At 69.1% G+C, this 24512-nt stretch carries 18 protein-coding genes; 15 read left to right on the top strand and 3 right to left on the bottom strand.

Annotated features, from left to right (window positions below):
* Window positions 1-36: 36 nt before the first annotated feature.
* Together MFF21_RS12635 and MFF21_RS12630 are read right to left on the bottom strand one after the other, a co-directional pair.
* Window positions 37-1800, bottom strand: a complete 1764-nt coding sequence (locus MFF21_RS12635) for an alpha/beta fold hydrolase (RefSeq protein WP_238311467.1) — start codon at window positions 1798-1800, stop codon at window positions 37-39.
* The gene (locus MFF21_RS12630) at window positions 1793-2383 is read right to left on the bottom strand and encodes an amino acid synthesis family protein (protein WP_238311466.1); all 591 of its coding nucleotides are present in this window, start codon (window positions 2381-2383) and stop codon (window positions 1793-1795) included. The genes MFF21_RS12635 and MFF21_RS12630 overlap by 8 nt, the downstream gene beginning before the upstream one ends.
* 404 nt (window positions 2384-2787) lie before the next feature.
* Between MFF21_RS12630 and MFF21_RS12625 the strand changes: the two genes are divergently transcribed.
* The 13 genes from MFF21_RS12625 to MFF21_RS12565 all read left to right on the top strand — a co-directional run bounded on the left by MFF21_RS12625 (window position 2788) and on the right by MFF21_RS12565 (window position 18481).
* Window positions 2788-3459 (top strand): GntR family transcriptional regulator, encoded by a 672-nt coding sequence (locus MFF21_RS12625; RefSeq protein ID WP_238311465.1) that lies wholly within the window; start codon window positions 2788-2790, stop codon window positions 3457-3459.
* A gap of 404 nt (window positions 3460-3863) precedes the next feature.
* Window positions 3864-5819 carry a putative bifunctional diguanylate cyclase/phosphodiesterase gene (locus MFF21_RS12620; RefSeq protein WP_238311464.1) on the top strand — a complete coding sequence of 652 codons (1956 nt, stop codon included), beginning with the start codon at window positions 3864-3866 and terminating at the stop codon, window positions 5817-5819.
* A gap of 497 nt (window positions 5820-6316) precedes the next feature.
* Window positions 6317-8245, top strand: coding sequence for a methyl-accepting chemotaxis protein (locus MFF21_RS12615; protein WP_238311463.1), 1929 nt, complete (start codon window positions 6317-6319; stop codon window positions 8243-8245).
* A gap of 192 nt (window positions 8246-8437) precedes the next feature.
* Complete coding sequence (locus tag MFF21_RS12610) at window positions 8438-9994, top strand: chemotaxis protein CheW (RefSeq protein ID WP_238311462.1); 1557 nt, start codon at window positions 8438-8440, stop codon at window positions 9992-9994.
* A 76-nt stretch (window positions 9995-10070) separates the two neighbouring features.
* Complete coding sequence (gene cheB / locus MFF21_RS12605) at window positions 10071-11117, top strand: chemotaxis-specific protein-glutamate methyltransferase CheB (protein ID WP_238311461.1); 1047 nt, start codon at window positions 10071-10073, stop codon at window positions 11115-11117.
* Window positions 11118-11124: 7 nt separating this feature from the next.
* On the top strand, window positions 11125-11730 hold the full coding sequence (locus tag MFF21_RS12600; protein WP_238311460.1) for a HEAT repeat domain-containing protein: 606 nt from the start codon (window positions 11125-11127) through the stop codon (window positions 11728-11730).
* 14 nt (window positions 11731-11744) lie between these two features.
* Window positions 11745-12608 (top strand): CheR family methyltransferase, encoded by an 864-nt coding sequence (locus tag MFF21_RS12595; RefSeq protein WP_238311459.1) that lies wholly within the window; start codon window positions 11745-11747, stop codon window positions 12606-12608.
* Window position 12609: 1 nt separating this feature from the next.
* A complete protein-coding gene (locus tag MFF21_RS12590) occupies window positions 12610-12981 on the top strand; it encodes a response regulator (RefSeq protein ID WP_238311458.1) in 372 nt (123 codons plus the stop codon).
* Entirely contained in the window at window positions 12978-15554 is a 2577-nt protein-coding gene (locus MFF21_RS12585; RefSeq protein ID WP_238311457.1) for a chemotaxis protein CheA, read from the top strand. Before MFF21_RS12590 ends, MFF21_RS12585 begins: the two co-directional genes overlap by 4 nt.
* Window positions 15554-15817, top strand: coding sequence for a hypothetical protein (locus tag MFF21_RS12580; protein ID WP_238311456.1), 264 nt, complete (start codon window positions 15554-15556; stop codon window positions 15815-15817). Before MFF21_RS12585 ends, MFF21_RS12580 begins: the two co-directional genes overlap by 1 nt.
* Window positions 15814-16584, top strand: coding sequence for a ParA family protein (locus MFF21_RS12575; RefSeq protein WP_238311455.1), 771 nt, complete (start codon window positions 15814-15816; stop codon window positions 16582-16584). The genes MFF21_RS12580 and MFF21_RS12575 overlap by 4 nt, the downstream gene beginning before the upstream one ends.
* 142 nt (window positions 16585-16726) lie before the next feature.
* Window positions 16727-17113: a response regulator gene (locus MFF21_RS12570; protein ID WP_283206530.1), complete on the top strand. Its 387-nt coding sequence runs from the start codon at window positions 16727-16729 to the stop codon at window positions 17111-17113.
* 30 nt (window positions 17114-17143) lie between these two features.
* Complete coding sequence (locus MFF21_RS12565) at window positions 17144-18481, top strand: methyl-accepting chemotaxis protein (protein WP_238311453.1); 1338 nt, start codon at window positions 17144-17146, stop codon at window positions 18479-18481.
* A gap of 78 nt (window positions 18482-18559) precedes the next feature.
* Here the strand turns inward: MFF21_RS12565 and MFF21_RS12560 are convergent, their stop codons facing one another.
* Entirely contained in the window at window positions 18560-21856 is a 3297-nt protein-coding gene (locus MFF21_RS12560) for a S8 family peptidase (protein ID WP_238311452.1), read from the bottom strand.
* Window positions 21857-22305: 449 nt separating this feature from the next.
* Between MFF21_RS12560 and MFF21_RS12555 the strand changes: the two genes are divergently transcribed.
* Both MFF21_RS12555 and MFF21_RS12550 read left to right on the top strand, forming a co-directional pair.
* Window positions 22306-23202, top strand: coding sequence for a LysR family transcriptional regulator (locus tag MFF21_RS12555; protein ID WP_238311451.1), 897 nt, complete (start codon window positions 22306-22308; stop codon window positions 23200-23202).
* A gap of 101 nt (window positions 23203-23303) precedes the next feature.
* Window positions 23304-24410: a carbon-nitrogen hydrolase family protein gene (locus tag MFF21_RS12550; protein WP_238311450.1), complete on the top strand. Its 1107-nt coding sequence runs from the start codon at window positions 23304-23306 to the stop codon at window positions 24408-24410.
* Window positions 24411-24512: the final 102 nt, after the last annotated feature.

The raw sequence follows: 24512 nt of genomic DNA, 5'->3' as shown, positions 1-24512 counted from the left end.
TCCTCGCGAGCGGGGCGTTGCGAGCGGCAGCCGGGCTCAGGCTGCGGAATCGTGCCGGAGGGCGTAGACCCGGCCCTCGGAGGCATTGCCCGAATAGACGCCGAAGGCGTTCTCCCGGCTTTCGCGGGCGTAGCGCTCCAGCATCGTCCGGCTCGCCGGATCCCGCACGGGGCAATCGGCCAGTTCCGTCACCGGCCACAGCCGCGTGCCGCGCCCCGGCGTGCCGGAGAAGGCGCCGCGATAGACGATTGAGGTCGGCGCACCGGGCGCACCCGGATCCTCGTAGACCGCGAACAGGAAGCCGAGCTCCGCCGCCACGCCCAGCTCCGCGAGCTTGCCGTGGAGGCTGGTCGGATCCGAAAGCGGCTCCAGGTGGTGCGCGGCGGGCAGGGACAGCGTCCCGTCGGCCGCCTCGACCAGAAGGATCTCGCCCTCGGCTTCGAGGATCGCCTTGACCTCGATGGAGCGCGCGGCCGCGGCCACGGCCTCCTGGGCGAGGCCGAACTCGACATAGGCTCCCCGGCAATAGCCGAGGGGCATCCGGCCGCTGCCGTCGAAATCCACCACCTCGCCGATGAGGATGTCGTGGTCGCCGGCCGCCACCACCTGATGCAGGCGGCAATCGAACCAGGCCGCGCAGCCTTCCAGGACCGGCGAGCCGGTGGCGCCGGAGGCCCAGGCCACCTGCTCGAACTTGTCGGGCCGCTTGGAGGCGAAGACGCCGGAGACGTCGCGCTGATCCTGGGCCAGGATGTTCACGGCGAAGCGCGGCGCCGCCTTGAACACCGGATGGCTCGACGCCGTGCGGGCGATGCAGATCGAGACGAGCGGCGGATCGAGGGAGACCGAGCTGAACGAGTTCGCGGTGAATCCCCGCGGCTCGCCATCCTCCTGCAGCGTCGTCACCACGGTGACGCCGGTGGCGAAGGCGCCCAGCGCGTTGCGGAAGCGCTTCGGGGCCGCGGCCGGCTCCTGCGTCTCGAGGCCGGCGAGGAAACGGGCGATCTCGGCATTGACCCGGGCTGCCCCGACCAGGGGCATCATGTGGCGCTCGCCCGACAGGACGAGCCCCCGGGCGCCGGGAACCGCCGCGGCCATGGCCCGCGTCATGTCCGGGGTCGAGTTGGGATCGTGCTGGCCGGTCATGAACAGAGCCGGCACCGACAGGCCCGGGAGACGCTCGGCATAGGCGGCGTCGGCGGTGGCGAAGACCCGGTAGGCCAGGGCGTAGCCGCGCCCGTCGGCCCGCTCCAGCAGGGCCCGCATCCGTTCCGCCTCCTCGGCGAGAGACGGCGGCACCGGAGAGCCGAACCAGCGTGCCAGCGTCGTCTCGACGCCGGGGCCGGCCTCGCCCGCCTCCAGAGCCTCGACCCGGCGCAGGACCGCCCGACTCTGCTCGGCGCTGCGGCGATAGACGGCGTTGAGGGCGGTGACGCTGCCCACCCGCTCCGGATGCGACAGAGCCGCTTCCAGCGCCACCATCGCCCCCATGGAATGGCCGACGAGGTGGGCGCGCCCGATCTTCAAGGCATCGAGCACGCCGACGAGCTGGGCGGCGTAATCCGCCAGCTCCGGCTTGCCCGCGGGGCCGTCCGAGCCGCCATGCCCCATCATGTCGTAGGCGTGGACCGGACGCTGTCCGGCGAAGGCCGCCATCTGCGGCCGCCACACGGTATGGTCGAGGCCGACCCCGTGGATGAACAGGATCGGGGTCGCGCCCGTCTCCGCGCCTGCGGAGACGATCAGGGTGCGCCGCCCCGTGCCGCCGGTCGGGACGCTTCGGGAGGCGACCTCAGGCATCGCCCGCCTCGATCTCGCGCAGGTCCTGATAGCGGTCGCCGATGCGGTGATGCGGGCGGCCGCCGACCGAGGCGCCGAGGGCGACCACGATCTCGTCGGGAGCCGGCGCATCGAGGATCGAGAACTGCACGGTCAGGTAATGCGAGCGCATGCCCTCGTCGTGCTTGTGCATGAGCGGGATCACGATCGGGCAATCGGGCCCGCCGCGGGTGTTGGTGAAGCTCAGGTAGCTCTTGGCCCCGACCGCCTGCCGGTAATGATTGCCGAAGCGCAGGGTGTGGATCAGGGCCGAGGCGTGCTCGACCTCGCCATCCGTGCCGACGACGGCGGCCTTGCCGTAGCCCTCGACCGCTTCGCCGGACCCGACGGCGCGGATGATCTCGGCGGTCAGCAGGGCGCCGAGTTCCGGCGCGATGCTGCGGATCTCGGGCCGGAGATCCTCGACGAAGCCGCGGCCGGCCCAGGGATTCTTCAGGACGGCGGCGACGCCGAACAGCTTGAGCGGCCTTGGGGCGGAGCGTCCGCCCTCGATGAAGGTGGTCTCTTGATAAGCGACGAGCTTGCGGATCGACGACACGGGCAACTCCCTGCGATGGGCGTAGCCGTATTACGGTATACCATAAGACTGCAAGGCGTTTTGCGCATCATTTTGCTCAATTTCTCATCCACATTGCAGCGCACAAAGTGTTCCCTGCAGAAATTTCTCAAGAAACCGCAATATAAATCAGTCCATTCGGCACAAAGCCGGACCGATGAAATTATTGCCATGCACAAAACTTTTGCAGCGCCCACGGATCGGAGCCCGGTCCGAAGGTCAGCGCTTGCGGGCCGGCTACCGCCCAGCCTATCGGAACGGGCAGGGCGGTCCGTCTGCCGCACACCAGGCGGGGCCGCACCGATTCGGTATGCTATGTGACGTCTGGGCACCCGCCCGCGCCCTCGCCATGAGGCGTCGCGGGGGGCGAGCGAGGCAGGAAGCGGGCTTCGATGGTGGCGGGGATCTTACGGGTCGAGCGGGAAACCAAGTCGCTGCGCGAGATGACGCTCGACAAGATGCGCCGGGCGATCCTCGACCAGCATTTCAAGCCCGGCGACCGCCTGGTCGAGCGCGAGCTCTGCGACCAGCTCGCCGTCAGCCGCTCCGTCGTCCGCGAGGTGCTCCGGCACCTCGAGGCGGAGGGCATCGTCGAGATCGTTCCCAATCGCGGCCCGATCGTCGCGGTGCTCACCCGCGCGCAGGCGCGCCAGATCTACGAGGTGCGCGGCTATCTGGAGGCGCTGGCCGCCCGGGGCTGCGCCGAGAGCCCGGACGCGCCGGCGGTGGCGGACGTGCTGGACGCGCGGCTGCTCCGCATCGCCCATGGCTACGCGACCAACGATGCCGCCCTGATCCTCGAAGCGACCGCCGAGTTCTACGAGCGCATGTTCCTGGCGAGCGGCCGGGAGATCGCCTGGGACATCGTGTCGGCGCTGCACATGCGCATCACGCATCTGCGCTCGATCACGATCGCCACGCCCGGCCGCGCCACGGACGGCCCCGAGGAGATGCGGCGCATCGTGGCCGCGATCCGGGCCCGCGACGGCGAGACCGCCTTCCAGGCCAGCCTCTCGCATGTCCAGCGCGCCGAGACATTGGCGATTTCCGAGATCACGACCTAGGCCGGGAGGCCCGGGCAGGACGTACGATCGGGGACGCGCGATCAGGGCCGTTCGGGCACGCCGGAGCAGACGGCGTGGCGTCCGGATCGCCGCAGCCGTCGCTGGCCCGCGCGGGGAGGGCCCGCCACGAAGGCAGGCCCGCGGCCAGGCCAGATGTTCCTGGCGACGCCGCCTCACAAGCAGCCGACGGCGCTTCGCGGGAGAGATCTGCACCCTGTGCCCGGGCGCGCGCCCTCTCAAGGCCGCGAAATCCTCGCACGAAGGGCGAGCTTCATTGGATTTTACCGAATTATCCACATCAAAAATTGCAGGAATCCAGCTCTACAGATGCGGATTTTCGAGAAAACCTTCAAATGATCGTGAGGTGATCCAAGCCTAAACTGCTTTCCAAGGCACATCGATCAATGCCCGGTGCCAATACAACATTCAGCCAGGAGATAACCTCATCAAGTTTGGCACTCGCGCAGTTCCGTGCCTTCGCCCACAAGATGCCCGCCCTCTACCTGTCCGTCGGCGCCAGCAAGATGGCGATCGCTTACGTGTTCTCGCCTCAAGCGCCGGGATGGCTGTGCTTGCTCCTTGGCATTTTCGCACCATCGGCAAGCCTCCTGCGCGCGGCATGGTGGATCAAACATCGCGACGACGATCTCACGGCCGAGGCTGCCGCGGCCATTCTTGCAAGAGCCCAGAAGTGGCTCTTCGGCATGACCGCGATCTATATCGCGATAAATTTTGCGCTTTATCATTACGGCGATCAAGACACGAGGATGATGCTCATCCTTTCGATGCTTTCATCGGCGATGTGCAGTTTCTTCTGCCTGATGCAGCTGCGGTCGGCGGCCCTGATCATGGTCTGCCTGATCACGATCCCCTGTTTGTGCATGCTGCTCAGCCAGGACACGAGCAGCGCCTGGGCGATCGCCTGTAACATCACCGTCGTCACGGCCGCGATGGTCTTCGCGACACAGAGCTATACGCGGGAGTTCGCGAACCTGGTCGAGGCAAGGGACTCGATCGCGCGCGAGCATGCGAAGACGGAACATCTGAGCCGCGAGAATCGGCGCCTGGCCAATATCGACATGCTGACGGATCTGCCGAACCGACGGCATTTCTTCTCCGAACTCGCCACCCTCTTCGAAGGCTTTGCGCCCGGCGAACCGAAACTTGCCATCGGGATCATCGACCTCGACGGCTTCAAGCAGATCAACGATCTGCACGGCCATCGAATCGGGGACGGCGTCCTGCGGGAAGTCGGCCGGCGGCTGCGGGCGACCCTCGGCGATGACGCCATCGCCTGTCGCCTCGGCGGCGATGAATTCGCCCTGATCGTACAGGGCGCCCTTTCCGAGGAGTTCCTCGTGGCCCTCGGCGAGCGCGCCCTACACGCCTTGCGGCAACCGATCCGACTGGACGACGTCGTGCTGACGGTCAGCGGCTCGATCGGCTTCGCCGTGTTGACGGACCGGGAGCAGACGCCCGAGCGGCTCTACGACCGGGCCGACCACGCCCTGTATCATGCCAAGCGCCTGGGGCGCGGCCGGATCGTGATGTCGAGCCAACGTCACGAAGACCTCATCAAGGAACAGGCTGCCATCGAGGCCGCGCTCCGGACCGCCGATCTGGAGAAGGAACTGCATCTCGTCTTCCAGCCCATCGTCGAGGCGGCGACGGGGCGTCCCCTGGCCTTCGAGGGGTTGGCGCGCTGGACGAGCCCGACGCTGGGGGCCGTCGCACCGGCGACCTTCATCGCGGCGGCGGAAAGAGCCGGGCTCATCACCGGGCTCACGCCCATCCTCCTGCGCAAGGCCCTGCAAGTCGCCACGACCTGGCCGCCCCCGATCCGCTTGTCGTTCAATCTCTCCGCTCACGATGTCGCCAGCGCCGAGAACATCCGTGCCCTCATGGCGGTGATCGCCGCCAGCGGGTTCGATCCGCGCCGCATCGACATGGAGATCACCGAGACCGCGATGATGTCGAATGCGGACACCGCCGTCGAACACGTCAATATGCTCAAAAAGATCGGGATTCAGATCTCGATCGACGATTTCGGCACGGGATATTCGAGCATCAGCTATCTCAATTGCCTGCCGGTCGACAAGGTCAAGATCGACAAGAGCTTCGTAAAAGACCTGGGCACCGACAACAATTCGAGCAAGATCGTCAGATCCCTCATTGCCCTGTGCCGCGACATGAGCCTGATCTGCATCGTCGAGGGCGTCGAGACGGCGGAGCAATTGGAACATCTCAAGGCCATCGGCTGCACCGTCTTCCAGGGCTATCACTTCGCCCGGCCCATGCCGCCCGAAGCGATCGCCTCCTATCTGACGCGCACGCCTCTGACCGTCGGGGAAACGGCCTGACCGTTCCGACAGGGGAGGGTGGGTACATCCGCAAGTGGTGCGAGGCACAACAACCCAGACGCGACCCAACAAAAGTCTTGCACCGTACAATACCCACTCCCTCAGCGCGCTATAGATAGCCTTCAGGTTGCACGATCAAACCTGAAAGAAGATTATTTCGCGAGGGAAGAATCGCCTGGGACGCGAAACGAGGCCGCTCTCCCAGCGACCCGACAACGCGGGCAAGCCGTTACGACCCGGCGCTTCGAATGGGAATCGTCAAAAATTGCGATGGTCTTGCCGTTTTTGCCCTCGCGTAGCTATTATCCAAAGTATGACTCATATTTATTTGCAACTTGTGATTTTATTTTGACGTATTTACGCGTATAGCCGCAAGATTTACCAAAAATTAACCAGGCAATACTATCCATGATCCGTCCGCTCCGCGGGTGACTGGATCATCGACATGATCCGTGCCGGGGCGTGCAATCTTGGCCACATGCCCAGGGACCGTCTCCATGGCTCTCGTCAAAAAGGCCGCCCTTTCCGGGCAGCAATCGCTCGCGCGCGGCAGTGAGCACAGCACCCTCAACCAGCTCGGCCGTCTCAACGAGGAGCACCGCCGCAAGGCGCGCACCTACGCCAAGCAGCAGAAGGCCGCCGAGCGGATCGCCGCGGCCACCACCGAGCTCGCCAGCGGCGTCACGGAGGCCTCCTCGGCCGCCGAGGAGCTGCGCAAGGCCATGGAGCAGATCGCCAGCGGCGCGCAGCAGGCGGCGAGCGCCGCCGAGCAGTCGCAGCGCGCGGTGGTCGGCGTCACGGAGGCGATCGTCGCCTCGCGGAACGAGGCCGAGACCTCCAGCCAGAAGAGCGGCGCGCTGCAGACCCTGATCGCCGGGGTCAGCCAGCAGGTCGCCGCCAGCATCGTCTCGATCGCCACGGCCGCCGAGCGCCAGTCGGAATCGGTCAAGCTCATCGTCGAGCTCGAGCGTCAGGCCGCCAATATCGGCGACATCGTCCGCGCGGTCGCCCGCATCGCCGACCAGACCAACCTCCTCGCCCTCAACGCCGCCATCGAGGCCGCCCGGGCCGGCCAGCACGGCAAGGGCTTCGCGGTGGTGGCCGACGAGGTCCGCACCCTGGCCGAGACCTCCGAGAAGAGCGCCCAGGAGATCCAGGAGCTGATCGGCCGGATCCAGGGCGACGTGAAGGTGATCGCCGACGGCATCAACGGCGCCGCCGAGAGCAGCCGGCAGGAGGTGGAGAAGGGCAAGATGGTCACGGCGCAGCTCGAGAGCGTGCGCTCCGCGATGGTCGCGATCATGAGCGCGGGCGACGACATCCGCCGGGCCGCGCTCGAATCCGAGAAGGCGGCGCTCGAGGCCCAGAAGGGGTCCGAGGCCATCGCCGCCGCGGCCGAGGAGCAATCCTCCGCCTGCCAGGAATCGCTCAAGACGGTCGAACAGCAGACCACGGCGCTCGAGCAGAGCGAGCAGGCCGCCACCGAGCTCTCGACGCTGGCCGACGAGCTGAAGAACGCCACCGATATCGGCAAGAGCGCGGAGGAGGTCGCCTCCGCGGCCGAGGAGCTGTCCTCGGCGGTGGAGGAGATCAACCGGGCCGCCAGCCAGATCATGACCGCCCTCGACCAGATCAACCGCGGCGCCCAGCAGCAATCGTCCGCCTCCCAGCAATCCGCCGCCGCGATCTCCCAGATCGAGAAGGGCGCCGCCCTGGCGCAGGAACGGGCGCGCGAGTCCCTGGAGCGCGGCGATGCGATCACCGCCCAGCTCCAGGAGAACCGGGCCGCGGTGGACGGCCTGGTCGTCGGCGTCACCCGCTCCCTGGAGGAGACCAACAAGAGCCGCGAGCAGATCAACGCGCTGGAGCAGGTGAGCCGGAAGATCGACAAGATCGTCGACGCCATCACCACCGTGGCGATCCAGACCAACATGCTCGCCGTCAACGGCTCGATCGAGGCGGCCCGGGCCGGCGAGTTCGGCAAGGGCTTCATGGTGGTCTCCACCGACATCCGCAATCTCGCCCGGGATTCCTCGGAGAATGCCGAGCGGATCAAGGATCTCGTCAAGGCGATCCAGGACCAGATCGTCTTCGTCCGCCGCGACCTGGAGGAGATCTCCGCCGCCGCCGCCTCCGAGGTCGAGAAGAACAAGGCGATCACCCGCGATCTCGGGACCACCGCCGACGACATGGTGATCGTGCTCGACGGCAACCGGCAGATCCTCCAGGGCTCCGACATGATCCTGCGCAACGTCCAGGAGGCCCAGCGCGGCGTCGACCAGATCGCCGCCGCGGCCAAGCAGGCGGGCCAGGCGGCGGTCGAGGCGCAGCAGGCGGCCCGCGAGCAGTCCAAGGGCGCCGAGGAGCTGGCGGCCGCGATCGAGGAGATCGCCTCGCTCGCCGACGAGCTGCAGAACCAGGACTGATCCGGTCGCCCGCCGCGCGGGGCGCGGGCGCGGCCTCCGCCACGCCCGCCCCCGGCCAGCGAACCGCGCGCGTCCCGCGCCCTCCGGCCGGGACGATCCGAGAAGGCGGTGGCCCCGGGCACCGCCTTCGGACCCCCGTCACAGCGAGCACCGGCCGGTCCGCGGACCGCGCAGCGGGATCGAGGGAATCCGATGTCCAGCTCAGCCCAGCCCGAGACCGCGGAGCGCGAGGGCGCCGCGGCCCAGACCGGCCAGAACGTCCGGCAATTCGTGACCTTCCATATCGAGCGCGAGACCTACGCCGTCCCGCTCGCCGAGGTGCAGGAGATCATCCGGCTGCCCGAGATGGTCGACGTGCCCCTCGCCCCCACCTGCCTGGCCGGGCTCGCCAACCTGCGCGGCTCGGTCCTGCCCATCGCCAGCCTGCGCCGCCTGTTCGCCCTGGCCGACCGCCCGCACGACGACGCCACCCGCGTCGTCGTCGTCAGCCAGGGCACGCCCTTCGGCTTCGTCGTCGACCGCATGGCGAGCGTGGTCACCGCCGAGCTCGGCGAGATCGAGGGCACCGAGAGCCTCGGCGGCAGCGTCGACACCGACATGCTGTCGGGGGTGATCAAGCGCGAGAGCGGCATGGTCATGATCATCGACCCCGCCCGCCTGCTGCAGCGCAGCGGCGGCGCCCGCGCCGTCGTCGCCGGGCCGCGGGCGGAGCTGCTGGCGGAAGCCGGCCCGCTCTCCAGCTCCCGCGGCGAGGCCGAGGCCGGCGGCACCTCCGACGAGATTCAGCTCGTGTCCTTCGAGCTCGCGGGCCAGGAATACGCCCTGCCGATCGAGCACGTTCAGGAGATCGTGCAGGTGCCGGAGATCGTGAGCGCCGTGCCCAACGCGCCGCGCCACGTCATCGGCGTGATCACCCTGCGCGAGCGCCTGCTGCCCCTGGTCAGCCTGCGCCGGCTGTTCGGCATCGCCGAGGCGGGCCTCAGCGAGCAGAGCCGCATCGTCGTGGTGTCCTGGAACGGCGCCGCCGACGGCTCGGTCGGGATCGTGACCGACACGGTCAAGGAGGTGCTGCGCGTGGCCCGCGGGATCGTGGACCCGCTTCCGGACCTGCTCTCGGGCTCGGGGGGCCTGCGCGAGATCGAGGCGATCTGCCGGATCGACCAGGGCCGCCGCCTCGTCTCGATCCTGTCGGCGGAGCGCCTGTTCGACAGCGCGGCCCTGACCATGGGCGACACGGCCGGGAAGGAGGAGACGATGCGGGACATGCGGACGGACGGGACGGTGTCGGCCGACGAGGAGGAACAGTTCGTGGTCTTCCGCCTCGCCGACGAGGAATACGGCGTGTCGATCGACGCGGTGCACGAGATCGTGCGGGTGCCCGAGCAGCTCACCCGCGTGCCGCGCACGCCCCGCTTCATCGAGGGCGTGGTCAACCTGCGCGGGGCGGTGCTGCCGGTGGTGGACCAGCGCCGCCGCTTCCAGCTGCCGGACACCGAGCGCAACGACCGCCAGCGGATCATGGTGTTCATGATCGAGAACGTGCGCACGGGCTTCATCGTCGACTCGGTCTCGGAGGTGCTGAGGATTCCCCGCTCGGCGATCGCCCCGGCGCCGGACCTCGCCCAGGACGAGGGCAGCGCCATCGAGCGCATCGCCAACCTCGCCGACGCCAAGCGCATCATCCTGATGCTGAACGTCGACCGGCTCCTGAACCGGCGCGAAGTCGCCGACCTGCGCCGCGCCGCCTGAGGCGGCGTGCCCCGAGGCCGCCGCGCCGCGAGGCGCGGCGGCCGGACCCGGACGCCAACCCGACCCCGTTGCCCCGATGACCAAGCTCCTGATCGTCGACGACTCGGCCCTGATGCGCAAATTCCTGCGCATGATCTTCGAGGAGAGCGGCTTCTCCGAGGTGCGGACCGCCCGCAACGGGCGCGACGCCCTCGAACAGGTCGCCCTGTTCGATCCCGACGTCGTCACCCTCGACATCAACATGCCGGAGATGGACGGCCTGACCTGCCTCAGCGAGATCATGGCCGAGACGCCCCGTCCGGTGGTCATGGTCTCCTCCCTGACCAGCGAGAGCGCCGCGGTGACCCTGGAGGCGATGCAGCTCGGCGCGGTCGATTATGTCGAGAAGCCCGGGGGCACGGTCTCGCTCAACATCGGCACCATCCGCGACGCGATGGTGGACAAGGTCCGCGTCGCCGCCCGGGCGAAGCCGCGGCGCGCCCACGGGCTGCTCGACCGCATGCGCCGCACCCGGCAGGCCCAGCCGCGCCGCGCGCCGGCGGCCCGGCGGCCGGAGGGCTGCATCCTGATGGGCGTCTCCACCGGGGGGCCCCGCACCCTGGAGGACATCCTGCCCGAGCTGCCGGCGGACCTGCCCTGGCCCGTGGTGATCGCCCAGCACATGCCGGGCTCCTTCACCGGCCCCTTCGCCCAGCGCCTCGACCGGATCTGCGCCCTCACCGTCCGCGAGGTGACCACGCCGGTGCCCCTCGCCCCGGGCCACGTCTATATCGGCCAGGGCGATTCCGACGTGGTGATCGAGCGCCGGCTCGGGCGGCTCGTGGTCGCCTCGCTGCCGAGCGACCCGGCCCTGCGCTGGCATCCGAGCGTCGACCGCCTGGTGCGCTCCGCCCTGGCGGTGCTGCCCCCCCAGGGCCTCGTCGCCGTCGAGCTCACCGGCATGGGCGACGACGGCGCCGCGGCGATGAGCGAGCTGCACGCCGCCGGCGGCCGCACCATCGCCGAGGCGGAATCGAGCGCCGTCGTGTTCGGCATGCCGGCCGAGCTCATCCGCCGCGGGGGCGCGACGCTCACGCTCCCGGCCCGTTCCATTCCGACCCAGCTCGTCAGCTGGGTGTCCTGAGGTCGCCATGGCCCTTGTCCGCCGCATCGCCGCCCCCGCTCCGGCGGACGACCTCCCGGATCCCCGCGCGGCCCTCGGCGCCCCCGCGGCGGCGGTGCGGCGCGAGGCCGCCCGCCGCCTCGCCGCCGATCCCGATACCGTCGGCGCCATCGACGCCCTGGCCGCGCAGCTCGCCCGCGAGCCCGAGACCAGCGTGCGCGAGGCGATCCTCGCCGCCCTCGGGCGGATCGGCACGGCGGAGGCGGCCGAGCATCTGTTCGGCCTGCTCGGCAGCGAGGACGTCTGGCTGCGCAACGCCGCGATCGAGACCCTGCAGATGATGGAGGCGGGGATGCTCGGCGCCCTGGAGCGCGGCCTCGACCATCCCGACAGCGACCGGCGCATCTTCGCCGTCAACGTGCTCGTGTCCCTGCGCCATCCGCAGGCGGCCACCCTCGCCCTGCGCGCCCTCGCCCGCGACCCGCACGTGAATGTCTGCGCCGCCGCCCTCGACGTCCTCGCCGAGATCGGCACGCCGGAGATGATCCCGGAGATCGAGGCGGTGGTGGCGCGCTTCCCCGACGAGCCCTTCCTGCGCTTCGCGGCCAAGGCCGCCCAGCGCCGCATCGCCTGACGGGCCCGGTGCCGATGAGCGCGCTGCCCGCCGCCCACAACCCCGACGTCTCCGAGAGCGACTTCACGCGCTTCCGCGACTTCTTCTACCGCAAGACCGGCATCATGTTCGGCGACAACAAGCGCTACTTCGTGGACAAGCGCCTGCAGGAACGGATGCTGGCGACCGGGCAGGTCGCCTTCCGCGACTACTTCAACACGCTCCGCTTCCAGGCGAGCGGCGCCGAGTTCCAGGCGCTCGTCAACCTGATGACGGTCAACGAGACCTATTTCTACCGCGAGGAATACCAGTTCCACTGCCTGATCCGCTCGATCCTCCCCGAGGTCGTGCGCGCCAAGCGGCCGGGCGCGCCGGTGCGGATCTGGTCGGTTCCCTGCTCCACCGGGGAGGAGCCCTATTCCATCGCCTTCCAGCTGCTGGACAACTGGGCCGAGGTCGACCGCTACGACATCGAGATCGTCGCCTCCGACATCGACACCACGGTGATCGAGCAGGCCCGGCGCGGCCTCTACGGGGAGCGCGCCGTGCAGCACGTGCCGAAGGCCACGCTGGACCGGTTCACCCGGCGGGTGCGCGGCGCCTACGAGGTGCTCCCCGACATCCGGGACTCGATCGCCTTCCACCAGGTCAACCTGTCCGACCCGCTGTCGACCCGGCAGTTCCGCGGCTTCGACGTCGTGTTCTGCCGCAACCTGCTCATCTACTTCGACGACGCCTCGCGGCGCGACGCCGCCCAGACGATCTTCGAGGCCCTCAGGCCCGGCGGCTTCGTCTGCCTCGGCCATTCGGAATCGATGAGCCGGATCTCGTCGCTGTTCGCCATCCGCAAGTTCGCGGAGGCGATCGTCTACCAGAAACCCTTCGACGCGGAGGCCTGAGATGGCGCGTGTCCTTGTCGTGGACGATGCCACGACCGTCCGCATGTATTACCGCGACGTCCTGGAAGAGGCGGGCTTCACCGTCGAGGAGGCGGTGAACGGCTTCGAGGGCCTGGAGAAGGCCATCGCGCAGAGCTTCGACCTGCTCGTGGTCGACGTGAACATGCCCAAGATGGACGGCTACGCCTTCCTGCGCCAGGGCCGCGTCACCCCCGAGCTGCGGGGCGTGCCCGCCCTGATGATCTCGACGGAGAGCGAGCCGCAGGACCGGGCCCGCGCCTACGCGGCCGGGGCCAATCTCTACCTCGTCAAGCCGGTCCAGCCGCAGGTGCTGGCGGAGGCCGCGCGCGTGATGGCCGGAGCCGCGTCGTGAAGAACGCCCTGCTCGCCCAGTTCATCCCCGAGGCGCGGGAGCTCCTCGAGGTCGCCGGCAGCGGCATGCTGCAGCTCGAGAAGGCGCAGGACGCCGACGCGCTGAACGACATCTTCCGGGCGGTGCACACCCTGAAGGGCACCTCCGGGCTGTTCGACGTGGCCCCCCTCACCGCCCTCGTCCACGCGGCGGAGGATCTGCTCGTCGAGGTCCGGGCCGGCGCCCTCGCCCTGGAGCCGGAGATCGTCGACGGGCTGCTCGACAGCCTCGACCTCGTCGGCCACTGGATCGACGCCCTCGAGAGCCGCGAGCGGCTGCCGGAGGACGCGGAGGGGGTGATGGCGGAGCGCGTCGCCGTCCTGCGCCGCTGGCTCGAGGCCCCCGCCCCGCAACAGGCGGGACTCGAGGCCGGGCCGGCCGCGGCGCCGGCCTGGATCGCCGGCTGGCCGGAGGAATCGCTGCGCGAGGCCTACCGCGCGGCGGCCGGCAGAGCGCTCACCGCCTGGAGCTACGAGCCGGACGAGGCCTGCTTCTTCCGCGGCGACGACCCGGCCCATCTCGTCTCCTTCTCGCCCGGATTGGTCCGTCTGCGCGTGGTGGCGCGCCAACCTTTCCCGCCGATCGAGACCTTCGACCCCTTCCTGTGCGTCCTGCGCTTCGAGGCGCTCTCCACGGCCCCCGCAGAGGCGGTCGCCGACCACCTTCGCTACGTCAGCGACCAGACCAGCGTGGCCACCATCCGGCCGGGCGATCTGATCGCGCTGACGGGACCGCAGGACGGATCCGAGGTCTTCGGCGACTTCGCCGCCGGGGCGCGGCGCTCCCTCGCCGCCGACGATCGGGACGGCCTCGCCGCCGCGGCCGCCGCGCTCCTGCGGATCGTCGGACCCGGCAGCCGGCAGGCCTCTGCCCTGCGCTGGATCGCCATTCTCGCCTCCTCGGAGGAAGCCGGTCTTCTCCTGCGCCTCGTCGAGGCGGTCGCGGGCGGCCGCCCGATACCGGCGGAAGAGGATGACGCAGTGCCGCCTCTCGCCCCCGGAGCGGGGGCACCCTCGGGGCTGCGCCGGGTGGCCGAGGAGATCCTGATCGCCCAGGCCGAACTTCTCGGCGTGATCACCGACGACGGCGTCGCGGAAGGCCGGCTCGAGGCCGTTCGTCTTGTCGTCGAACGCTGCCTCCCGCATCTCGCCCCCGATCGGGCGACGCAGCTGCGCCAAGCCCTCGCCGCGCATGGCGGCGACGGATCCCGGCTCGCCGAAGCCCTGCTCGCCCGCGAGGCGCAGGCCGACCGGTCTGCACCGGTGCCGATCGCCATCGCCGCACCGGAACGCCCGCCTGCGGACCCCGTGCCTCCCGCCCGCGGCCCGGCGGAGCCGAAGCCCGGCGAGGAGAGCCGGGCACCGGCCCGCATGCTGCGGGTGGAACAGGGCAAGGTCGATGCGCTGATGAACTTCGTCGCCGAGCTGACGGTGGCCAAGAACGGCCTCGCCTATCTCGCCGAGCGGGTCGAACAGGTCTCGGGCTCGCGCCAGCTCGGGCGGGAAATCAAGGAGCAATACGCCTTCATCGACCGCATCGCCCAAAGCCTGCAGGTCGGCGTGATGGCGATCCGCATGATGCCGGTGAGCCAGGTCTTCCAGCGCTTCCCGCGGCTCGTCCGGGACATCTCGCGCAAACTCGGCAAGGAGGTCGCGCTCGTCATCCAGGGCGAGGATACCGAGGCCGACAAGACCGTGCTGGAGAGTCTGGCCGACCCGCTCATCCACATGGTCCGCAACAGCCTGGACCACGGCATCGAATCCCCCGAAGCTCGGCGGGCGTCGGGCAAGCCGGCCCAGGGCACCCTGCGCCTCACCGCGCGCCAGGAGAACGACAACGTCATCATCGAGGTCTCCGACGACGGCCGGGGCATCGACCCGCAGGCGGTGCGCGAGAAAGCCCTGCGCAGCGGCCTGATCTCCGCCGAGCAGGCGGCGCAGATGAGCCCGGAGGAGGCGATCAACCTCGTCTTCGCCGCCGGCTTCTCCACCAAGGAGGAGGTCTCGGACCTGTCGGGCCGGGGCGTCGGCATGGACGTGGTCCGCTCCGCCGTGCGCAAGGCGGGCGGCGATGTCTGGCTGACCAGCCGGGTCGGTGCGGGAACCTGCGTGACCGTGCAGCTGCCGCTCACCATGGCCGTGACGCGCATCGTGACCATCGCGGTGCGCGGTCAGCAGTTCGGGGTGGTCATGGAATCCGTGGCCGAGACGGTGAAGGTTCCCCATGCCCAGATCCACCGCATCAAGCAGCGTGAGACCTTCGTCCTGCGCGACGCGGTGATCCCCCTCGTGCGGCTCGCCGACAGCCTCGGCCTGCCGCCTGCGGACGACGAACCGCCGGAGGAGGAGGCCGTGATGGTGGTCCGGGTCGGGCGGGACCGGGTCGGGATCCTCGTCGACGGCTTCCGCGAGCGGATGGAAGTGATCGTGCGCCCCCTGGAGGGGCTGCTCGCCGGGCTCTCGGGCTTCTCGGGCACGGCGCTCCTCGGCGATGGCCGCGTCCTCCTCATCCTCAACCTGCCGGACCTCGTCTGATGCCCCTCGACCTTCGCGACGATTGCGTTCTGCTCACCGGGCATTGCCCCATCGAGGAGGCCGAGCGGCTGCTCGACGTCTTGCGCGGGGCGGCGGATCCCGTCGTCGATCTCTCCGGCCTCGAACAGGCCCACACCGCCGTCCTCCAGGTGCTGATGGCGGCCGCCCCCACGATCCGCGGCTGCCCGGCCGATCCCGCGGCCGCGGCCTGTCTGGACGGGCTGCCGCGGGCGGAGGCACCGAGGGGAGAGCGCGTGGGATGAGCGGGCGGGTGATCGCCGTCTCCAACCGCAAGGGCGGGACGGCGAAGACGACGACCACCGTCAATCTCGCCGCCGCGCTCGGTGATCGTGGCTGCCGCGTGCTCGTGGTCGATCTCGACAGCCAGGGCCATGCCGGTCTCGGCTTCGGCGTGAAGGCGGCCCCCGGCCAGCCGACGGTGCACGACGTGTTCCGGGGCATCGGGGCGCCCCTTGCCGGAAGTATCCGCACGACCGCCTATCCCAACATCGACATCCTGCCGGCCGATCGCGGCTTCGAGGGCGTGTCCGCCTCGATCCCGCCCCTCTGCCTCGCCCTGGCGCTCCAGCCGCTCGCCGAGATGTATCAGGTGATCCTGATCGATACCGCGCCCACCGCCGACGCGCTGCTCGTGAGCGCGCTCGCCAGCGCGCACCATGTCCTCGTCCCCACCACCCTGCACCACCTCGCCATCGACGGCGTCAGCCAGTTCGCGCGTTCCTTCTTCCAGGTCGCTACCACTCTGAATGCCGACCTCCAGGGCCTGTCGATCCTGCCCGTCCAGCTCGATCTGCGGGTGACTATGCAGCGGGAGGTCCTGGAGCAGCTCGGCACCCGGTTCGGCCGGGAGCGCCTGCTCGCCGGGATCCGGTCCGACATCGCCCTGGCCGAAGCCTTCGGACACCAGCGACCCGTCAAATATTTCAAACCAAAAACACGTTCTGTTGAAGATTTTGAACTACTCTGTGAAAATGTGATCCGCAGGATTATCTCTTATAGTAAAAAATAGCCGCACACAACGACGAAACGAACTGATTACCAAAGAATCATATTCTTCGTTTGAGTCATCGTTGTACGCGACCTCACTGTCGAATCTGCCCTCTCAACGAAAAAGGGCCGTCCTCCGGAATTCTGATCAGGGGTTGAGTCTTATGAGTACGATCCTACTTGTCGATGATTCTCCGACGATCCTGTCGAGCATGGCCGGCATTCTCGCCCGGTCCGGCTACGCCACGGAGCAGGCCGCCCATGGCGAGGCCGCGCTGGCCAAGGTGCGGGCGGGCCTGGTGCCCGGCCTCGTCATCACCGACTTCCACATGCCGGGCATCAACGGCGTGCAGCTGATCCAGGAGCTGCGCAAGCTCGCTCCCACCCGCTTCGTGCCGATGCTCGTGCTGACGACGGAGTCGCAGCAGGAGAAGCGCGACGAGGCCCGCAAGGCCGGCGCGACCGGCTGGCTGGTGAAGCCCGTCCAGCCCGACAAGCTCCTGCAGGTCATCAAGCAGGTCGCGCCCGCCGTCCAGCCACGCGCCGCCTGATTTCCCGCCGGGCCACCTCGGACCCGGCGCATGCAACGCCGCAAGCTCGGATCGGCGTCTCGGGCTGCCACGCCAGTTCCCCTTTCCATGGCTCATGCCCCGATGCAGATCGCAGACATCCTCCCCCTGGACCGGTTCGAACAGAAGGCGCTCCTGCTCGGAGGGGCCGCAGGCATGGCCGCAGGCATGGCCGCAGGCACCGTGCTCTCGCTCCTTGATGTCGTGCAGCCATGGTACCTTCTTCATGGGGTGGCCTATGCGGGCTGCGGCGGCCTGGCCGTGCGGCTTCTGCAGCGTGACGATCGTGCGCCGCCGCGGGCCGAGGAAGCGCCGGCGGCTCCCTCCGCTCCACCGGAGGCGGCACGGGACGCCACGGTTCCGACCGCGCCTTCCGGCGGGATGACCGAGGCCGCCGCCACGCTCGCGCAGCTCGATCCCTTCTTCAGCGTGACCGAGCAGCAGTTGCACAGCGTCGTCACCCAGACGGAAACGGCGGCCGGCGACATCATCGCGGCCCTTCAGACCCTCGACGCGGCGCAGGCCCGCAGTGCCGCCTGCGTCGCCCGGACACGCGACGGCATGGTCGGCCTCGCCGAGGATGGCGACGCGGCGCTGCGTGCCCTTGCCGGCACCCTTAATGCCTATCTGCGCGACCGCCTCGAGAGCACCCGCGCGGAGCGCGATTCCATCTGCAGCGTCGGCGAGCAGATGCGCAGCCTCGATGCGCTGACCGCGGGTCTGGAGAAGGTCGGCGCCTCCACGCGCATGCTCGCCCTCAACGCGAATATCGAGGCGACCCGCGCCGGCAGCCACGGCATCGGCTTTCAGGTCATCGCCCGCGAACTCCAGGCCCTGGCCCAGGGCTCTCAGGCGGCGATCGCGCAGGCACGACGCCAAGTCGCGGCCGTCCAGCAGACGATCGAAGGCGTCGTGGTCGCGGCCCGCGACGCCGAGCGCACGCAGGCGGAAGAGACGCGCATCCAGACGCTGATGGCCGATCTCAACGGCATCGCCGAGCGCACAACGCGGGCCGTCGCCGGCATGGCGCAGGCCGAGTTCGCGGAAATCGAGGCGCTGAGCGGACAGGTCGGCGAGCAGGTGCTCATGGTCTTCGGCCAAGTCCAGTTCCAAGACGTGGTCCGGCAGCAGATCGAGGCGGTGGGCGAGGCGGTGCGCATGCTGCACGGCCTGCTGGACGCGCTCAGGCAGTCGCTGGAAGGCTTCGAGCTCTCCCATCCGATCCAGCCGGATAGCCTGCTGGAGGCGGTCCGTGCCCGCTACGTGTCACAGGTCCAGCGCGAGACGGACGCCAAAGCGCTCGGTACCCGGCTGCAGGACACCGAGACATCGATGATCGAGCTGTTTTGACAGCCGCGCGCGGCGAATCCGCGGCGGGTCTTGAGGGGCGGATTTGCGTTCGCCGCCCCGCCGCCAAGATCGCCGTTCTCACCATGCGAGCCTCAGCCCCGCATGGCCCTGATGGCTGGCCCCCTGCGCCCGGTACTCGCCCCGGAACCCGGCGAAAACGCTCACGCTCTCGCTCGACCAGACGCTGAGGCTCGCCTCGATCAGCGCCCCGTCGCGGCCGGGCCGGGCGTCACGGGCGAGAAAAGGTTGGTCGAGCAGCGCCGCGGTCCCGAAAGGAGACGCTTGCAGGAGATCGTGCGTCCAGCCGATGCGAAGCTCCGGCCGAAACCTGAGGCCATCCGCGCCGACGAGGTCGAGCCCGGTCCTCGCGCCGACGAGCGTGGTCGCCCGGCCGAAGGTCTGGGCCGCGAAACCGAGGCCGAAGCGGCCCGTCTCCGTGAAGGCGCCCCGATGCAGGTCGTGATAGGCGAAGCCGACGAGCGGCTTGACGTCGAGGCGCCCCGCCGACGTCGGGATCGCGACACGGTACCCCGTTTCGACCGAGGCGAGGGCGCCGAGCCCATCCGCCTTCTGGCGCGCCGTCAGCGGCGTGCCGAAGGGCTGGAAGGTACGGACCGTGTCGAGGATCGCATAGGCAAGGCCGGCGCTGGCATCGACCTCGAGGCCGCCTCGCTGGAAGCCGAGATAGGCGGCGCCGAGATAGGTGTCTGCGTTGCCCCTGACGCCGGCTGAGGACACGCCGGAGCGCGCATAGCCGAAGGCTCCGCCGAGGACGAACTCCGCATCGACGGCGCGATCGACGCCCAACGCGATGCCGCCACCCTGCGCCCGCAGGCCGGGGCCCGAGGCATCCTGGCCGATCCGGAAGCCGCTGCCGAACCCGAGCCCCCAGACGCCCGCGCCGGCCCTCTGGATCGGGGCGAGGCCCGCGGCGGCCTCGCCGTCGAGGGCCGCGAAGCGGGTCGGAAGAAGGTTCGTCGGCGATACGAAGAGGCCACCGGTCCCGCTCTCGACGGTGCCGAGATTGGGGGCGAAGCCCGCTTGCACCCCCGCCGTACCGCCCCTCACGGCGGCGAGGCGCTGTCCGATGACCCCGCCGAACCGGCGGGCATCCTCCACGGACGCTTGCGCGGAAGCGCTGCTGCCCGCGCCCGAGAGCTGATCGAAGGCCCTCGGCAGCGCCTGCGCGGAGAGATCGAACAGCGGATCGAAGAGGTCGAGCGCCCGTTCGGACATCGGATCGCCCGGAGCACCACGGGCGCGGTCGAGGGCCCCCCCGACCGCCCGCTGGCGCCCGGTCATCGCGACGCCGTTCGCTTCCAGGCGTGCATAGGCCGCCGGCGTGACCGCGCCGACAATGGCGTCAGGCCGATACAGGAGATCGATGCGCGAGGCGTCGGGAAGACCGGTCGCGCCGTTCTCGGACGTGACCTCGATGCTCTCGAAGCGGCCGAGAATGCGTGCGCCGTTCTCGGCCAGGACGACGGGGATCTTGCTTCCGAGCGGGACGACCACGGTGCCGGCCGGCATGCCGACCATATCGAACACGAGGTGGCCGCCGGCGGTGAAGGTGTTGCCTATGCCGGTGACGACCGCCAAGCTGTAGCCGATCCCGGCCTCCTCGTGGTCCGAACCGTCGAGAAAGGCCAGGAACGCGGAGCCCTGGGCCATGCTGAGGTTGCCGTGGATCACAAGGTCGCCGGAATTGCCGGAGCCAGGGCTGAAGAGGCCCCGAACATCGACATTGCCGAAGATGTCGCCCTCGCCGCTGAGGGAGGCGTTGGTCGCGATCGTGAGATGGGGGGTGGTCAGCGTGCCGTCGACCTCGATATCGACGCTCTCGGCCCGCACGGCGCCCCGCACCGTGGTGCGGCCGGCGACCACCAGTTCGCTGCCGGTGCCCGGCTCGCGACTCGCGCCCGTCACCACGAGGCTGCCCGCCGCCGTGAACGGTGCCGACCAGTAGCGCGTCTCGCCCGCACCGAGGCTCTCGCTGTTCGCGGCGGCGTTCGGATCGATCAGCGGCGCGCTCAGCGCGCGGTCGAGTCGGATCAGGCCATGCCCGTAGACATCGTCGATGCCTTTCGCGCCGAGATCCTGGGCGGTGGCGAAGAGCAGCCTTACGATGTCGAGGGCGAGGTAGGTCGGGTAGGCCTGGAACAGCACCGCCAGCGCGCCGGCGACATGCGGGGCGGCCATGGATGTCCCGGCCTCGTAGACGTAGTTCGTCCCGGCGGGCAGGCCCGGCAGGCCGGGAAGGGTCCGCGGATAGGCCGAGAGGATGCCTTCGGCTCCCGAACCCTCGCCACCGCCCGGAGCCGAGACGCACCAGCGCGCCGTGACGCCGCACCGGTTCGAGTTCGGAGAAATCGTCAGACTCGCATCGAGATTGGCGACCGCCACGATGCTGCCCGGGAGGCTCGCGAGCGCGGAGAAATCGTAGTTCTTGCCTGCGTCGTTGTAGACGCCTGACCGCGCATTTGCGGGACGGATGAACGGAAACAGTGGCACGCCGGAGGGATTGCGCGCCTGGACCGGAGAGTCGATGCCGTCGTTGCCGTTCGCGTAGACGAGCACCTTGCCCGCCGCCAACGCGGCGTAGACCGCTCGGTACTCTCGATCGAGGGACGCTCCACCCTGCTCGGTGTTCCAGATGGTCGAGCCCTTCGGAATCATCGGCCCGTAGCTGCCGTTGATGACGCGGACGTCCGGAAGGCTCGCCGCGTAGACGAGGGCGCTCGTCGAATCGAAGGACGCCGTCTCCGTTTTGGCGCCGATCCCCTTCAGGACCAGCAGGTTCGCCTCCGGCGCGATGCCCATCATGCCGACGCCGTCGCGAGCCGCGCCGACCGTCCCGGCCACATGGGTGCCGTGTCCGTCGCGGTCGAAGATGTCCAGCGACGACCCTTCGTTCTCGATGAATGCCCTGCTGCGGATGTCGAGGCGATTCAGAAACTCGGGGTGGACGCTGGAGAAGCCATCGGCGGGGTTGGCCGTCTGAAACCTGGCATCGATGCCCGAGTCGATCACGGCCACGGTGACGCCGCGGCCGGTGAGGCCGTCGACCGGCATGCCGTTGCGCGTCTCGGTGGCGGTGAGAGCGGCCCCCTGGCCGATGGCGCGGTTGCCCCAGTTCGCGTTGAATTCGAGGCGGGTGGCGTTCGGCGTGCCGGCCGCCAAGGACGGACGATCGATGAGAGAGCCGTAAGGATCCACCGGCGCCCCGGGAGAGGATCGCTGCGGAAAATAGGGAAAGGTCGCGAGATCGAGGCCGCCCGCCTGCTGCGCGCTCGCCGGGGCGATGCGGACGCCCGCGAGCATCATCGATGCCAGCAGGACGTGCAGCCCGAAGCGCAAATATCCCCTCGCGATCACCAGATCCCCCTGCCTGTTCGCGCCTCAACGGCAGAGAGCCTCCACAACGATGAGACGATACTTCAGGCCGAGCGCTTAAAAGCCATTCGTGCGACTGACTATGCCGCGCGCGAAACAGATCTCCCTCAACAAGAGTGTTGGGACGCCGTGAACCTCTTTTGGGATGCTTGTCGCAGCCGCGAAGGGTCGCGGGCTTTGTCGATCAAACCCGGCGCCGGAGGTCTGGGATCGGTCAAGGCCGGACGGAACGAGGTCCAAGACGCGCAGCGCGCATGGGCCGTCCCGCTCCTCAGAGCGACAGGGTGATCCGGCAGCATCCCGCTGGAACTCGCTCGCGCGCCTCCAGGCAGCAGGGGGAGGGGGTTCGTGGCTCCCCACCGCCAAGTCATTGCTTCCACCGTGGAAACAGAGGGAATAGATTCTGGCCGTGCTTCGCACCGGCGCACCCGATGTTCGACTGGAACGACCTTACCTTTTTCCTTGAGCTGGCACGGCATGGCCGGCTGATGCCGGCCGCCCGCCGGCTCAAGGTCGACAACACGACAGTCAGCCGTCGCATCGCCGAGTTGGAACGGAGCCTCGACACGAAGCTCTTCCAGCGCTGCTCGGACGGCTTCCTGCTGACCGAGGGCGGCCACAAGCTCTTCGTGATCGCGGAAGCCATCGAGCAGAAGATGTTCTCCGTGCCCGAGGCCCTCGGCCTGCCCGGTAGCACCCAGCCCGCCGGCCGGGTGCGGGTCGCCAGCATGGAAGGCATCGCCGCGTTCTACCTGTCGGCCAAGTTCGCCGAGTTCGCCGCGACCATGCCGGGCCTCGTCGTCGAACTCGTCACCGAGCGGCATCTGATCAATTTGACCAAACGCGAGGCCGACATCTCGGTGTCCTTTGTGCCTCCTCAGGGTCCGCGGCTCAAGGTAAGGCGGGTCGGCGAGTTTCGCCTGGCCCTGTTCGCCTCGGAACCCTACCTCGCGCGACGCGGCCGACCCGCGTCGCGCGCCGACCTCCAAGACCACGACTTCGTGGACTATGTCGACGACCTCGTCGCCATCGAGCCGGTGCATTGGCTGCTCGAGGTCCTGAAGCCGACGAACGTGGTCTTCCGGTCGACCAGCATGGCGGCCCAGCAGACCGCCGTCGCGACGGGGGCAGGAATCGCCCTGCTGCCGCTTTTCTCGGCAAAGACCAACCCGGCCCTCGTACCGGTTTTGCCCGAGGATATCGTCGTACGCCGCGAGCTTTATCTCGGTGTCCACGAAGACATCGAGCATGTCGGGCGTATCCGGGCGGTGACGCGCTTCCTGGCCGACCTGTTCACGCAAGAGGCAGATTACTTGAACCGATTTTGAGCATGAGACGGCAGGATTGCAGGGGCCGTTGCGGATTTTCCGCCTTCGCGGCCTCGGCGGCCTCTGCTGCAAATGCGGCATCCCGATCTGGAGCCGCGTCGATGTCCGTACCGTATCCGCAGTTCAAGGCTGCCGCCTGCCACGTTGCCCCGGTCTTCTTGGACAGTGCTGCTACGGCCGAGAAGGCGGTGGCCCTGATCGGCGAGGCGGCGCGTGCGGGTGCCGGTCTCGTGGTGTTCCCCGAGGGCTACATGCCGGGCTTCCCCCTCTGGGTGGCCCTCCGGGCCCCGATCCACAACCACGACCTGTTCAAGCGCCTGGCGGCCCAGTCCGTCCGCCTCGACGGGCCGGAGATCGGCGCGGTACGTGCGGCCGCCCGGCGCCATGGCGTCCTTGTCTCGCTCGGCTTCAGCGAGAGCACCGAGGCCAGCGTCGGCTGCCTGTGGAACGCGAACGTCCTGATCGGGCGAAACGGCGCTATCCTCAATCACCACCGCAAGCTCGTGCCGACCTTCTACGAGAAGCTCGTCTGGGCAAACGGAGATGCCCGAGGTCTGCGGGTGACGCCCACGGAGATCGGCCGGATCGGCATGCTCATCTGCGGGGAGAACACCAATCCGCTGGCCCGATACGCGCTGATGGCGCAGGGCGAGCAGGTCCATATCTCGACCTATCCGCCAGCTTGGCCGACCCGGCCGCCGGGAGAGAGCGCGGCCTACGATCTGAAGCGGGCCATCGAGATCCGCGCCGGAGCCCACGCCTTCGAGGCCAAGGTGTTCAACATCGTCTGCTCCGCAGTCCTGGACGCGGCGGCGAAGGAGACGGTCTGCGGCGGTGACACATCGCTGGCCGACATCGTCGAGCGGACTCCCGCGGGCGTGTCCATGGTCTTGGACCCCACCGGCTCGCATGTCGTGGAGCCGCATCAGGGCGATGAGGCCATCGTCTATGCCGATATCGACGTCTCCGCCTGCGTGGAACCCAAGCAGTTTCACGACGTGGTCGGCTACTACAACCGCTTCGATATTTTCCAACTCAACGTCGACCGCACGCCGCGGGAGCCGGTCAGCTTCGACGCGACCGTCCAGACCTCGGGCTACGGCGCCGACAGCGGCGACGGTCCGGACGCCTTCGGCCCGGGGGCCGGCACAGCACAACCCGGCCTCGGAGAGCGGGCGGCCGAACCGCATCGCCGCGGCGGCCACTGAGGGCGCGGGCACGACCCGTCTTCGAGACACGCCGCCCTGGCTTCGGAGGCTTCGGTCTCCGGGAAGGGTTTCGCCGGACCATACGCCGATTGACGGAGGCGC

Source organism: Methylobacterium organophilum (assembly GCF_022179465.1).
In the GTDB taxonomy this organism is placed as follows: Bacteria; Pseudomonadota; Alphaproteobacteria; order Rhizobiales; family Beijerinckiaceae; genus Methylobacterium; species Methylobacterium organophilum.
This window is presented reverse-complemented; position numbering and strand designations above follow the sequence as displayed.